Here is a 13,915-nt window from a genome sequence, read left to right as displayed (position 1 = left end):
TGAGTGCCGCGCGCCCTTGCAACGTTCTCTGGCGCGCAGTATGGCGACCGCCATGAGCACCGAGACCCCACAACGCCCGCGCAGAAACTTCTATGGCCGCTTCAAGGGCAAGACCCTGAAGCCCAGCCAAAAGACCTATCTGAACGAAGATCTGGCGGCTTTGTCACCCGGTGCGGTGGATTGGGATACAAACCCCGAACGCAGGCCGTTGGACCTGAACACGTTGTTCGGCGGCAAACCGGTTTGGCTGGAAGTCGGCTTTGGCGGCGGCGAGCATCTGGTTCATCAGGCGCAAAGCAACCCCGACATCGGCATCATCGGGGCCGAGCCCTATATCAACGGCGTTGCCATGCTGCTGGGCAAAATTCGGCAGGCGGGGGTTGATAACCTTGCTGTGCATCCCGGCGATGCCCGAGACCTGTTCGACGTGCTGCCAGAGGCCAGTATATCGCGCGCCTTCCTTCTGTATCCTGACCCGTGGCCGAAAACCCGGCATCATCGTCGCCGTTTCGTGACGCCGGAACATCTTGAACCATTGGCAAAGGTCTTGAAGCCCGGATCGATCTTCCGGGTCGCCACGGACATCCCCGACTATGTGCGGCAGACACTGGAGGAAGTCCCCCGCGCCGGGTTCGAGTGGCTGGCCGAGCGCCCCGCAGATTGGCGCGAGCCGTGGGACGACTGGATTTCCACACGCTACGAGCAGAAAGCCTTGCGTGAAGGACGCACGCCCCATTACCTGACCTTCCGCCGCAAAGACTGATTGCCGCTGGACCAACCGGTGCCAATTCGCTAATCGGCTTGAGCACTGATAGCGCAAAAGGAGCCCCCATGTCCGGACACGGAACGCCCATCCCGATGACTTCGCATCCCTGCGGCCCGCTGACCGGCACGGCAGAGGTGCCGGGCGACAAGTCAATTTCGCACCGGTCACTGATCCTTGGCGCGATGGCTGTAGGCGAGACCAGGATATCGGGGTTGCTCGAAGGTGAGGACGTCTTGGACACCGCAAAGGCAATGCGGGCCTTCGGGGCAGAAGTCACAGATCATGGCGGCGGCGAATGGACCGTGCATGGCGTGGGCGTTGGCGGGTTTGCCGAACCGGATCAGGTGATTAACTGCGGCAATTCCGGCACCGGAGTCCGGCTGATCATGGGTGCCATGGCGACCTCGCCGATTACGGCAACTTTTAACGGCGATGCCAGCCTGAACAAGCGTCCCATGGCGCGAGTAACGGATCCGCTTGCGTTGTTTGGTGCGCAGGCCGTGGGCCGCTCGGGGGGGCGTTTGCCCATGACGATCGTCGGTGCGGCAGACCCGACTCCGGTCCGGTACGAAGTTCCGGTGCCCTCGGCCCAGGTGAAATCCGCCGTCCTGCTGGCGGGGCTGAATGCCCCCGGTAAAACCGTGGTTATCGAGAAAGAGGCGACCCGCGATCATTCCGAGCGGATGTTGTCCGGTTTCGGTGCCGAAATTACGGTGGAAGACACCGACGAAGGCCGGGTCATCACTTTGACGGGGCGCCCGGAGTTGAAGCCGCAAGTCATCGCCGTTCCACGCGACCCGTCCAGCGCGGCCTTCCCGGTTTGCGCGGCGCTGATCACGCCCGGTTCGGACGTTCTGGTGCCGGGTATCGGCCTGAACCCCACGCGCGCGGGCCTGTTCACGACGCTGCGCGAGATGGGCGCCGACCTGACCTATGAAAACGAGCGCGAAGAGGGCGGCGAGCCGGTTGCCGATCTGCGCGCGAAATACTCGCCAGACATGAAGGGTATTGACGTACCGCCTGAACGCGCGGCCTCGATGATTGACGAATATCCCGTTTTGTCCGTGGTTGCCGCAAACGCCACGGGCACCACGATGATGGGCGGAGTGAAGGAACTCCGGGTGAAGGAAAGCGACCGCATCGATGCCATGGCGCGCGGTCTGCGCGCCAACGGCGTCACGGTCGACGAGGGTGACGACTGGTGGTCGGTCGAAGGGTTGGGTATCGGCAAGGTTCCCGGCGGCGGGACGTGCGAAAGCTTCCTGGATCACCGCATTGCCATGTCCTTCATGGTGATGGGCATGGGCGCGCAGAACCCGGTAAGCGTGGATGATGGTGGTCCGATCGCGACATCCTTCCCGATTTTTGAACCGTTAATGGCGTCGCTTGGTGCAAAGGTAGAGCGCAGGTGAGCTTCACTGTCGCCATTGACGGACCTGCGGCTGCGGGCAAGGGCACGATCTCCAAGGCCGTTGCGGCGCATTTCGGGTTCGCGCATTTGGACACCGGCTTGCTGTATCGCGCCGTTGGGCGGCGTACTCTTGAAGGGTTTGGCGCGCTTGAAGCAGCGCAGGCCCTGACCGCCGAAGAGCTTGAGCAGGGTGATCTGCGCACGGCTGAAATCGCGCAGGCCGCATCCAAAGTGGCGGTGATCCCCGAGGTTCGCGCCGCCTTGGTGGATTTTCAGCGCGCCTTTGCCCGAAGGTCGGGCGGTGCCGTCTTGGATGGGCGCGACATCGGGACGGTGATTTGTCCCAATGCCGAGGTGAAGCTGTTTGTAACGGCCAGCCCAGAGGTGCGAGCTGAACGCCGGTTTCTGGAGCTTAGCGCAAAAGGTGCTGACGTGACGCGCGAACAGGTTCTGGCAGATGTCAAAGAGCGGGATGCGCGCGACGCAGAGCGCAGCGCTGCGCCGATGAAGCCAGCCGAGGATGCAGTGCGACTGGACACAACAGACCTCAGTATCGAGGCTGCATTGGCCAAAGCGCTTGAACTCATAAGCGCAAAACTGCCCGCGACGCGCTGACGTCGCAGGCAGGGGCGACATTTACAGCTCGCCTACGGCGATGCTCTTGATATTTGCCCACTGTTCGTCCGCCGTTTTTGTGGTGGCGGGAACGTCCTTCAGGAAGGCCGCGCGGGTTTCGGCGTTCAGGAACAGGTACAGTTTTCCATCTGCGACCAGGTACTGATCCGGGTCTCCGTCGAACTTCTTGCCGACCGACACGCCGAATGAACAGAATCCACCATGCTGCGGCAGATAGGCCGCCGGGTTCGCCATGAACGCCTCTAGGTTGGCGGCGGTGGTGAAGTAGTAGGACGCGCCATCATATGTCGCCGAGTGGGTGGCGAAGCCTTCGACCGGGTTGCCATCATTGACCAAAGCAACCAGATCGACCCCATGTGCGGCAAGCGGGGCACCTGCGGCCGAGATGCCGTTCGACACGTTAATTTCGTCCGCGGCAAAAGCCGGAGTGGACAGGGCGATGGCGGCCGCCAGGGCGGTGAAGACGATAGTTTTCATTACACGTTTCCTCTTGGTTCTGGGTTCGGGTCGATCGGATCGTCGACCGGTGAAACATAGTTAGGGGGTGAAAGTTGGACGTGTAATCGCAGATAGGCCATCAGATATTGCAGATCGTACAAGTATCTGAATGGCCAGAAGGCGCGTTCACCAAGCTTTGTTTGGTCAGTGTGGTTTTGCGTACCTATGCTGAAAGAATGCCTGCAGGAGTGCCATCATGATCCGATTAGCCCTCATTCTTGTTTTCATTGCCCGAAGCCTTGCCGCGCAAGAGCCCGTGCAAAGCCCACCCGAAGCCGAGCCGCCCATGACGTACGAACGGCTGGGCAACATTCTTTTCGCGCTTGACCCCGAAGCAGAGCCGAGCGGCCCCGGGTTTCAATTGACGATTGCAGGGGTACAGGTCTTGGTCATCACCGACACCAATGCGGATCGGATGCGGGCCATGGTCCCGATCCGCAGCGCCGAGGCGCTGTCGGAGGAAGACTTGATTCGAATGATGCAGGCCAATTTCGGCAGCACTCTGGATGCCCGTTACGCGATCGCCAATGGCACCTTGTGGGCTGCGTTTATCCACCCGTTGTCCCTGTTGGAAAAAGATCAGCTGATCTCGGGGCTGGCCCAGACTGTGAACATCGCCAGGACATATGGCACCCTGTATTCCGGTGGCGCGGCAGAGTTCGGAGGCGGCGACAGCACCGATCTGCAACGTGAGTTGATTGAAGAACTGCTGAAGAAAGGCGAAGAGATCTGACCTGCACCGTGAATATGGGAATGGCGTGACGCCTGCTGGTTGGCCGACGTTGCGCGGCCGGGCCTTCATAGACCCTAGATGGATTGAGGAAAGCTGTTATAGTTTCTTCCCAGCGAAAAGGGAAAGCTGCGACACAACCCGCAAAAAGCAGGGGCGCAGCAAAAAATTCCCGAGCCAACAGGGACAAAACTACATGAACAATCGTTTGAACAAAATCACTATCGTGGGTGGCGGTACGGCTGGATGGATGACCGCGCTGATCCTGGATATGGTGTTTTCCCGCACGTCAGCGCCCAAGGATCGACCGCAAATCTGTCTGATCGAAAGCCCGAACATCTCGACCGTGGGGGTGGGTGAAGCCACGGTTCCGCGGATGCCTGTCACGCTGCGTCAGGCGGGCATTTCAGAGCGGAGTTTCTTCCGCGAGACAAACGCATCGTTCAAGCTGGGTGTGAAGTTCTGCAATTGGAACAATGACGCCAAGGGCAATCGCATCGACTACATGAACCCCTTTGCGCACGGCCAGATGCTTGAGGGACTGGAGGCTGCCGAGTATTTCCTGCGCTTCGGCAATGGCGACAGGGATTTCACGCAGTCCATCTCGCCGCATGATGATCTGGCCCGTTTGTGCAAGGGCGCGCGTCAGTTGGGGCAGCCGGAATTCGAACAACGGTTTGGTTATGCCTATCATCTGGATGCCGTAAAGTTTGCAGGCATGCTGACCAGGGTCTGCACGAAGCGCGGAGTGGAACATATCCGGGATGAGGTGCAAACGGTCGAGCTGGATGAACAGGGCAATGTCAGTCATCTCATGCTCGAGGCAAAAGGCCGCCATGATATTGAGATGGTCGTGGATTGCACCGGGTTTCGTGGGCTGATCATCAACAAGGCACTCGGTGAGCCATTTTTGGATTACTCGGACTACCTGCCCAATGATAGGGCCATGGCGTTGCAGATCGAGCATCCGGATCCTGACAAGATCGAAAGCGCCACCAGATCCACTGCCTTGGGCGCAGGTTGGACGTGGCGCGTGCCGCTTTTTAACCGTGTGGGCACAGGATATGTCTATTCGTCGGCACACCGAACGGATGACCAGGCGGCGGACGAGTACCTTGAGTGGCTGGGTGACAGCGGCAAAGGTTTGACACCGCGCGTGATCCCGATGCGCGTCGGTCGCGTGCGCAATGCCTGGGTCAAGAATTGCGTGGCCATAGGCCTGTCCGGCGGGTTCATTGAACCGCTGGAAAGCACGGCGATCCATATGATTGACCATGCGATACGCTGGTTCGCCGAGCATTTGCCCACGCGAGACATCGAGCCTTCGCTGAGGGACAGATACAATCGGCAGATGGACAAGCTTTATAACGAGGTACTGGAATTCATCTGTTTACACTATCGGTTGGGCAACCGTACCGATGACCAATACTGGATCGATGCGCGCACTGAGATGAAGATACCGGATCGGTTGGCCGAAAATCTTGAACTGTGGCAGTATCGCCTGCCGATGGATCACGATATCGAGTTCGCCACTTTGTTTGACAGCCGCGTTTATCAAACCGTTCTTTTGGGCAAACAGGTTTATGATACGGGCTATGGTTCAGGCATCCGTGATCGTCTTCGACCGTTGAAGAAACCGATTTGGTTCCAGGGTATGAAGAACGCGAAAATGGATCTGGCGAAGATCGTTAAATCCATGCCGGATCACAAAACACTGTTGCGCGATATCCGGGGGGAACTTGATCAACCTGCCTTTGGAATGGCGGCGGCAATGAAGCCGACAGTGGCGATGCCGGGCACGGCGCCAGCCCCTGTGGTCATCGAGAACATGCCGAACTTTGCTGAAATCCAAAGCGGTAAAAAGGATTTGCAACTGTTCTGACTGCTTCCTGCCCGTCGCGCAGGGAATGTTTGCAGGAAAGGCGGGGTTCAAACTCCCCGTCTTTTTTACTTCCAACTGTTTTATCAATATGTAATGTAATCACATATATAGTGAAAGGCGACCGCATTGCGACAACAGAAGAAACAAGGGCAAACAAAGGGTCGGAACTTGCGGAGCACCCTCAAACGTCGGAGACGACAGGCGGCGCCTATGCAGGTTTACGACTCTCTGCCGTCAGGGCTGCGCCAGTGGTTGGCCTCGGCAAGTTTGCCGTGGAGCCCCGTTTCTGCGCAAAAAATTTGGACCCGGGCCGGAGGCGCGCGCAACCCTTCCGCAGCGTTGATGCGACTGGACGCAATTGAACAGGCCATGCTGCGGCGCGATGCCGGGGTTTGGACCTTCAAAACCGGCAACGCGCCTGGGTACAGAGCCGCCAAACCTTGAAAATATGGGCTTTGCCCTTGCACATACCGGGGAATCCGCCTATACGCGCGCTGTCGATACAAGGGCGGTCAACGTCCGGATGACGTTTCTGAGCAGGGCCGGGTTACCTCGGCCCTTTGTGTTTGTTTGCTCAGGGGCGCACCGGGTCACGTCCGATGGCACCATGAAACAAGACCGGCGGAGACAACCGCTCGGCCAGCAAAAACGTATTGTAAAGGAAAACAACGCCACATGGCTAACGCATCCATGGAGGAATTCGAAGCCCTCCTGAATGAAAGCTTCGAAATGGACACACCCGAAGAGGGTTCTGTTGTCAAAGGCAAGGTTCTGGCGATCGAAGCCGGCCAGGCCATCATCGACGTCGGCTACAAAATGGAAGGCCGCGTTGATCTGAAAGAATTCGCAAATCCCGGCGAAGCCCCTGAAATCGCTGTAGGTGACGAGGTCGAAGTTTACCTGCGTGCCGCAGAAAACGCCCGTGGCGAAGCCGTCATCTCGCGCGAGATGGCCCGCCGTGAAGAGGCATGGGACCGTCTGGAAAAAGCATATGCCGACGACCAGCGCGTCGAAGGTGCAATCTTTGGTCGGGTCAAAGGTGGTTTCACCGTCGATCTGGGTGGCGCAGTTGCGTTTCTGCCCGGCTCGCAGGTTGACGTGCGCCCCGTGCGCGACGCTGGCCCGCTGATGGGTCTGAAGCAGCCGTTCCAGATTCTGAAAATGGACCGCCGCCGTGGCAACATCGTTGTTTCGCGCCGCGCCATCCTGGAAGAATCGCGTGCCGAACAGCGTGCCGAAGTCATCGGCAACCTGTCCGAAGGTCAGACCGTCGAGGGTGTTGTCAAGAACATCACCGAATACGGTGCATTCGTTGACCTGGGCGGCGTTGACGGCCTGCTGCACGTCACCGACATGGCATGGCGCCGTGTGAACCACCCGTCCGAGATCCTGACGATCGGCGAAACCATCAAGGTTCAGGTCATCAAGATCAACAAAGAGACCCACCGCATCAGCCTGGGCATGAAGCAGTTGCAGGAAGATCCGTGGGATCTGGTTGCTGCCAAGTACCCGCTGGGCTCGGTCCATCAGGGTCGTGTCACCAACATCACCGACTACGGCGCGTTCGTCGAGCTGGAAGCCGGTGTCGAAGGTCTGGTGCACGTCTCCGAGATGTCCTGGACCAAGAAAAACGTCCACCCCGGCAAGATCGTTTCGACCAGCCAGGAAGTCGACGTCATGGTTCTGGAAATCGACGGCGCCAAGCGTCGCGTGTCTCTGGGCCTGAAGCAGACTCAGCGCAACCCGTGGGAAGTGTTTGCAGAAACCCACCCCGAGGGCACCGAGGTCGAAGGCGAAGTCAAGAACATCACCGAATTCGGTCTGTTCATCGGCCTCGAAGGCGACATCGACGGCATGGTTCACCTGTCCGACCTGTCCTGGGACGAGCGTGGCGAGGATGCAATCCAGAACTACCGCAAGGGCGATGTCGTTCAGGCGGTTGTCTCGGAAGTTGACGTCGAAAAAGAGCGTATCTCGCTGTCGATCAAAGCCCTGGGCGGTGACAAGTTCGCCGAAGCCGTGGGCGGCGTGAAGCGTGGCTCGGTCATCACCGTCGAAGTCACCGCGATCGAAGATGGCGGCATCGAGGTCGAATACGAAGGCATGAAGTCGTTCATCCGTCGTTCGGATCTGTCGCGTGACCGTGCCGAACAGCGCCCCGAGCGTTTCTCGGTCGGCGACAAGGTCGACGTCCGCGTCACCAACGTCGACAGCAAGACCCGTCGTCTGGGCCTGTCGATCAAGGCGCGCGAGATCGCCGAAGAGAAAGAGGCCGTGGAACAGTACGGTTCTTCCGATTCGGGCGCATCGCTGGGCGATATCCTGGGTGCAGCGTTGAAATCCGGCGACTGAGCCAAGGCAGTATCCCAAGCATGAATTTCGGCCCCGTACGACAGTGCGGGGCCGTTTTTGTTGCGAATCAATATGTTCCGAACCGCAGGGTTAATTAGGGGATTGATCGCGCATTAAGTGTGGAAATCGGCCTGACAGATAAAATTTCGCGCGAGAATGTGGCAAAATAAAGCCTCAAAACTCAGAGTATCCGTTCCCCCCTTCCGGGTTTTTTCCTATACTGTCAAAACAGTAGACCTGTCACACCGGCTGCCTGGGAGGGTATCACGCATGATCCGTTCAGAATTGATTCAGAAAATCGCTGACGAAAACCCGCATCTCTATCAGCGTGATGTCGAGCGGATCGTGAACACCGTATTCGAAGAAGTCACAGACGCCATGGCGCGCGGTGACCGTGTCGAACTGCGGGGCTTTGGTGCCTTTTCCGTGAAAAAACGCGACGCACGTGTTGGGCGCAACCCGCGCACGGGCGAAACGGTGCAGGTCGAAGAAAAATGTGTACCGTTTTTCAAAACTGGCAAGTTGCTCAGGGATCGATTGAACGGTAAAGCCTGACACCATGATGCGCTACCTTCGATATGCTTTTCTGGCGGCTCTCGGGATCATCCTGATTTCCGTGTCTCTTGCCAATGTTCAGTCCGTAGAACTGAAACTGATGCCGGATGCTCTGGCCGAGCTTCTTGGTTTTAACCTCAGCGCGTCACTGCCGCTGTTTCTGGTGGTTTTGGGAGGTGTTGCGGCAGGATTGGTTATTGGTTTCCTGTGGGAATGGCTGCGGGAACACAAGCACCGCCGCGACGCGACCGTGAAGAAAACCGAAGTGCGCAAGCTTGAGCGCGAAGTCAAGAAGCTCAAGAAAAAGCAAAACCAAGGCAAGGACGATGTACTTGCCATTCTGGATGAGGCGAGCTGAGCCTGACCGCTATGCCTGATGTTCGGTTCAAAATCTGCGGTCTGACCGCACCGGATCACGTGCGCGCTGCGGCAGACGCCGGGGCAGGCTATGTTGGGTTCGTTTTCTTTCCGAAATCGCCACGCAATCTGGATATTTCGCGGGCCGCAGAACTGGCGCATCTGGTCCCAGTTGGCGTTGCCAAGGTGGCTTTGGTGGTGAATGCCACTGACGAAGAATTGGACGGAATCGTTTCGACTGTACCGCTTGATATGCTTCAACTGCATGGCAAGGAATCGCCCGAACGGGTTTCCGAAATTCGCGAGCGATTTGGTTTGCCGGTGATGAAAGCCATAGGAGTGGCCGAGGCCGAGGATCTGGCGGCCGTCGATCTTTACTCGGAGGTGGCCGATCAACTGCTGATCGATGCGAAACCGCCCAGAGAGGCTGAATTGCCGGGCGGCAACGGGTTGGCTTTTGACTGGCGGCTGTTGGCCGGACGGAAATACTGGCGCCGGCCTTGGATGCTGGCCGGTGGCCTGACACCCCAGAACGTTGCCGAAGCAGTCCGGATGACAGGTGCCCGGCAGGTGGATGTGTCATCCGGTGTCGAAAGCGCGCCGGGTGTGAAAGATGCTGCCCTGATCCGCGACTTTGCATCGGCTCTCAGGTGATCTGATAAAGATCTTGCTGCGTACCCCACGAAACAGAGGGGTTGAGCATGCTCGCAGCAATCGGGGGCGTTTCCTTGAAACATTGGTACCATGCGCCGGAGTTCTTCTGGCGCGCGGGACAGGCCTGTCGGCAGGCGCAAGGCGACCCATTGTGCCTGCACGCTGACTTGTTCAGGCAGGATGGCATCTATTTTTCATTCAGTGTCTGGCAAGACATCGAAGCAATGCTGACATTTTCCCAATCCGGCCCACACAGGCGTGCCTTGTTGGCGGCCGATCGTTTGGCGGATGTGAACAGGTTTCATCATTTTCCGTGCATTGGTGTGCCCAGCTCGGCGCAGGCGGTTCAGGTCTGGCGTCAAAACACGCAGGTTGTGGAATGATGCGTTTTGCCCATGGCAAATCCCGCTGCCACCACCTATGAACAACAGATACGACGAGGGAGACACCCATGGCCAACGATCTTTTCAATTCCTTCATGTCCGGCCCTGACGAACAGGGACGTTTCGGCATCTTCGGCGGGCGCTTTGTCAGTGAAACTCTGATGCCGCTGATCCTGTCACTGGAAGAGGAATACAACAAGGCCAAAGATGATCCGACGTTCTGGGTCGAAATGGATGACCTGTGGGCAAACTATGTGGGTCGTCCTTCGCCGCTGTATTTTGCGGAACGCCTGACCGAGCATCTGGGGGGTGCCAAGATCTATCTGAAGCGTGACGAGCTGAACCACACCGGCGCGCACAAGATCAACAACGTGCTGGGGCAGATAATTCTGGCGCGGCGTATGGGCAAGACCCGGATCATTGCTGAAACCGGGGCAGGGCAACACGGCGTGGCCACCGCCACCGTATGTGCCAAGTTTGGCTTGAAATGCATTGTCTATATGGGGGCGCACGACGTGCAGCGTCAGGCCCCGAACGTATTCCGCATGCGTCTTCTGGGGGCCGAGGTGATCCCTGTGACCTCGGGTCGTGGGACGCTCAAGGATGCGATGAATGACGCGCTGCGCGACTGGGTGACTAATGTGCGCGACACGTTCTACTGCATCGGCACCGTGGCTGGGCCGCACCCCTATCCGGCAATGGTCCGCGATTTCCAGTCGATCATCGGCAAGGAAGCGAAAGAGCAGATGTTGAAGGCTGAAGGCCGTTTGCCAGATACGATCATCGCGGCAATCGGCGGCGGTTCGAACGCGATGGGTCTGTTCTATCCTTTCCTCGACGACAAGGACGTCAACATCATAGGCGTCGAGGCGGGCGGAAAAGGTGTGAACGAGAAAATGGAGCATTGCGCTTCGCTGACTGGCGGACGGCCGGGCGTGCTGCACGGCAACCGGACCTATCTGTTGCAGGATGACGATGGCCAGATTCTTGAAGGCTATTCAATCTCGGCCGGGCTGGACTATCCGGGCATCGGGCCCGAGCATTCCTGGTTGCACGAAATTGGACGCGCGAATTACGTCTCGATCACTGACAAGGAAGCGCTCGAGGCGTTCCAGCTGAGCTGCGCAACCGAGGGGATCATCCCAGCGCTGGAACCAAGCCACGCATTGGCCCATGTGATGAAGATCGCACCGGAATTGCCCAAGGATCACCTGATCTGCATGAACATGTGCGGCCGTGGAGACAAGGACGTTCAGACCGTGGCCAAATATCTGAATTTCGATATGTCAGACACCGAAGGCCGTACGGCGGGTTGAGTGTGAACCGGGGCGGCATGTCCCGGTTGCTCTGTTATGGCGTCCTTGGCTCAAGCGGTCCTGAAAGCAGCATTTTCAAGGCGAAACGTCCTGACGTTCCAGGGCAGGACAGGCGGGATAGTCAAACATGTGACATGTCCGCCCAAATCAGGTTGCCCTGCAAAAAAGGGCCGCCGCCAAGGCGCATGTAAGGACAACACAGAGGCCCGAGGAATCGCCGGCTGCTGGGAAACCTCGATCATTGTGCCTGCATTTGTTTCCCGACAACTGCCAGTTGCGATCTCTGCCTGGGATTGTTTCGAATATCCCGTCAAGGTCGAGAATCTGTAACCGGCATATTTTGAGCACGTGACTTGCAAAGTCACGGCTTGTTGTGACGTCTTGCCGAGAAGACTCCTTGAAAACACCGGGGTTCGAAGTGCTTTCCGACATTTTTTGCCTTTGTCTTTTGGTTTGTGCACAGCCATGTGGCCCGCACGCCAAAGTTGAGTTGCTTCCAATTCTATACAGTGTCTCCAATTTGAATTAACTATTGGGTAACTGGCGTAGTTGCGGCCGGTTCAGGGGACGTCTCTGCAATGGATGGGACAATGGATGACGTGGCTCGGGGCACAGTGTCTTTGCCCGGGCGCCCTGGTGTTTAGCGCCCTCGCGGTGTTGTAGGAGGTAAAATGGTCAGGTCCGTTATTTCGAGGCTGTTGTGCCTCTGTTTTCTGATTTCAGCACTCATGATCGGAAGCGCGAAAGAGGGTGCGGCCCTTGGTGGCGGCTTCTTCATAACCTCAGTTCCGACGCCGAACGGGGGAAGCATCTTTTTCAACAATATCCCACTTACCGGATCGGCCTTTGTTTCGCTGGGTGGGTCGGGGCAGGTTCCCGGCGGTAGTTTCTATTTCAACAACGGCATTCTGAACCTGAGTGCGATCACGCCTGCCGGCCTTGCTTCCCTGGGCTATATCGGCGCAACCATTCTCAGTCAGGATGGCGCGGATTCCACATATGCGGCAGACGGGTATATGGGGATTACGTTCAATGCGCGCGAAACCGTCGGAGGGCCGCTTTATCGCTATGAGATCGCGTTGTCCGGTGTAACGAACACCCAAATCGTCAACACGCGCGTTCTGGTGGATACGACACAGCCAACTGCAACGATTGGGGCCCTGACGCCGACCGGCAGCGGAACGTTTCAAGCAACCATTACGCTGAGCGAACCAAGCACCGATTTCACCGTGGGCGACCTGTCCGTCACCAATGCAACGACCACTCTGACCGGGTCCGGCACCAGCTATGTCGCCACTTTGACGCCCCAGAACAACGGTACCATCGAGCTTTTCATTCCGGCAGGGGTGTTCTCGGACGCGGCTGGAAATCTGAACCTTGAGTCGAACAGGGTTAGCACGCTTCAGGCCGTGACAAATGCTCAACGTCAGATTCAGGCGTTCCAGAACGCCCGGGCCAGCAGCCTTGTGTCGAACCAGCCGAAACTGACCCAGTTTCTGCAAGGTTCGGGGTCGGGTGTACTGGACGCTTCGGTCACGCAGGGCTCGGGCTATCTGAATTTCGCCAGTGATCCGGCGCGCCCCGTCTGGTTCAGTGTGACCGGCAACTGGAGTTCTCAGGATGATTATGACAACTCCTATGCACTGGCTGTTGTCGGGGCTCATCGCCAGATCAATTCGAACCTGTTGATCGGCGCCATGCTTCAGTTCGACTATGCCGAAACGGAAAACGGCCCGGCCAGCGTGGACGGTACGGGCTGGCTGGTTGGTCCTTATGTGGTGGCAAAATTGCCCAATCATTCGGTGTTTCTTGAAGGGCGGGTACTTTATGGCCAGGCCGACAACAACATCTCTCCGTTTGGCACCTACGAAGACAGTTTCGACAGTGACCGTTGGCTGGTCCAGTCGCGCGTAACAGGTGAGATAAAGCGTGGCGCCCTGACATTGATGCCCTTGCTGGACGTAAGTTATGCCAGTGACGATCAGAAAGCTTATACCGACAGCTTGGGTAATCTGATTCCACAGCAGGATTTCAGTTTGACGACGGCACGGCTGGGTGTGGATTTCAGCCACCCGCTTCAAGTGTCACGAGGAGAGATGATGCTGACGGGCGGGCTTTCGGGGATTTGGAGCACGACTTCGGGTACTGGCACCGCCCCGGGCGTGACACCGATTGGCGACACCGCCCGAGCCCGTGCGGATCTGGGCCTGGACTATCGGTTGGAAAACAACAGCTTGCTTGCAGCAAACGTGTTCTACGATGGCATTGGTGAAAGCGGTTTTGAAAACTACAGCATCAGCCTGATCTGGCAAATGGCGTTCTGACCTTGGGGCGAAACTGGATCGCGGATCAGGTCTCGCCCCAGGCGCAATGGC

The 13,915-nt window shown here is 57.9% G+C and carries 14 protein-coding genes; 13 read left to right on the top strand and 1 reads right to left on the bottom strand.

Features of this window, described 5'->3' with window-relative positions:
• Window positions 1-52 precede the first annotated feature (52 nt).
• From trmB to cmk, 3 genes are all read left to right on the top strand, one after another.
• Window positions 53-763, top strand: coding sequence for a tRNA (guanosine(46)-N7)-methyltransferase TrmB (gene trmB / locus GS605_RS15005; protein WP_171724476.1), 711 nt, complete (start codon window positions 53-55; stop codon window positions 761-763).
• Between the two features lie 68 nt (window positions 764-831).
• Window positions 832-2,178, top strand: a complete 1,347-nt coding sequence (gene aroA / locus GS605_RS15000; RefSeq protein ID WP_171724475.1) for a 3-phosphoshikimate 1-carboxyvinyltransferase — start codon at window positions 832-834, stop codon at window positions 2,176-2,178.
• A complete protein-coding gene (cmk, locus tag GS605_RS14995) occupies window positions 2,175-2,792 on the top strand; it encodes a (d)CMP kinase (RefSeq protein ID WP_171724474.1) in 618 nt (205 codons plus the stop codon). The genes aroA and cmk overlap by 4 nt, the downstream gene beginning before the upstream one ends.
• Before the next feature lie 21 nt (window positions 2,793-2,813).
• On the opposite strand, the gene GS605_RS14990 is transcribed toward cmk, so the two are convergent.
• Window positions 2,814-3,290, bottom strand: coding sequence for a YHS domain-containing (seleno)protein (locus GS605_RS14990; RefSeq protein WP_171724473.1), 477 nt, complete (start codon window positions 3,288-3,290; stop codon window positions 2,814-2,816).
• Between the two features lie 217 nt (window positions 3,291-3,507).
• Here GS605_RS14990 and GS605_RS14985 point away from each other — a divergent pair, with 217 nt between their 5' ends.
• From GS605_RS14985 to GS605_RS14945, 10 genes are all read left to right on the top strand, one after another.
• Window positions 3,508-4,044, top strand: coding sequence for a hypothetical protein (locus GS605_RS14985; protein ID WP_171724472.1), 537 nt, complete (start codon window positions 3,508-3,510; stop codon window positions 4,042-4,044).
• Window positions 4,045-4,237: 193 nt separating this feature from the next.
• Complete coding sequence (locus GS605_RS14980; protein ID WP_171636759.1) at window positions 4,238-5,923, top strand: tryptophan halogenase family protein; 1,686 nt, start codon at window positions 4,238-4,240, stop codon at window positions 5,921-5,923.
• A gap of 126 nt (window positions 5,924-6,049) precedes the next feature.
• Window positions 6,050-6,367: a DUF6525 family protein gene (locus GS605_RS21075; RefSeq protein ID WP_371807764.1), complete on the top strand. Its 318-nt coding sequence runs from the start codon at window positions 6,050-6,052 to the stop codon at window positions 6,365-6,367.
• A 231-nt stretch (window positions 6,368-6,598) separates the two neighbouring features.
• Window positions 6,599-8,275 carry a 30S ribosomal protein S1 gene (gene rpsA, locus GS605_RS14975; protein WP_068337749.1) on the top strand — a complete coding sequence of 559 codons (1,677 nt, stop codon included), beginning with the start codon at window positions 6,599-6,601 and terminating at the stop codon, window positions 8,273-8,275.
• 270 nt (window positions 8,276-8,545) lie between these two features.
• Complete coding sequence (ihfB, locus tag GS605_RS14970; protein WP_050603110.1) at window positions 8,546-8,830, top strand: integration host factor subunit beta; 285 nt, start codon at window positions 8,546-8,548, stop codon at window positions 8,828-8,830.
• A 7-nt stretch (window positions 8,831-8,837) separates the two neighbouring features.
• A complete protein-coding gene (locus tag GS605_RS14965; RefSeq protein ID WP_171724471.1) occupies window positions 8,838-9,188 on the top strand; it encodes a lipopolysaccharide assembly protein LapA domain-containing protein in 351 nt (116 codons plus the stop codon).
• A gap of 11 nt (window positions 9,189-9,199) precedes the next feature.
• A complete protein-coding gene (locus GS605_RS14960) occupies window positions 9,200-9,841 on the top strand; it encodes a phosphoribosylanthranilate isomerase (protein WP_171724470.1) in 642 nt (213 codons plus the stop codon).
• A 47-nt stretch (window positions 9,842-9,888) separates the two neighbouring features.
• A complete protein-coding gene (locus GS605_RS14955) occupies window positions 9,889-10,224 on the top strand; it encodes a hypothetical protein (protein WP_171636762.1) in 336 nt (111 codons plus the stop codon).
• A gap of 68 nt (window positions 10,225-10,292) precedes the next feature.
• Window positions 10,293-11,540, top strand: coding sequence for a tryptophan synthase subunit beta (gene trpB, locus GS605_RS14950; RefSeq protein ID WP_171724469.1), 1,248 nt, complete (start codon window positions 10,293-10,295; stop codon window positions 11,538-11,540).
• A 671-nt stretch (window positions 11,541-12,211) separates the two neighbouring features.
• A complete protein-coding gene (locus GS605_RS14945; RefSeq protein ID WP_171724468.1) occupies window positions 12,212-13,864 on the top strand; it encodes an Ig-like domain-containing protein in 1,653 nt (550 codons plus the stop codon).
• Window positions 13,865-13,915: the final 51 nt, after the last annotated feature.

Origin of the sequence: Ruegeria sp. HKCCD7559, assembly GCF_013110575.1 — a bacterium.
Lineage (GTDB): Bacteria > Pseudomonadota > Alphaproteobacteria > Rhodobacterales > Rhodobacteraceae > Ruegeria.
Note: the sequence above shows the minus strand (reverse complement) of the source record. Positions and strands in the feature narration are given on the sequence as shown.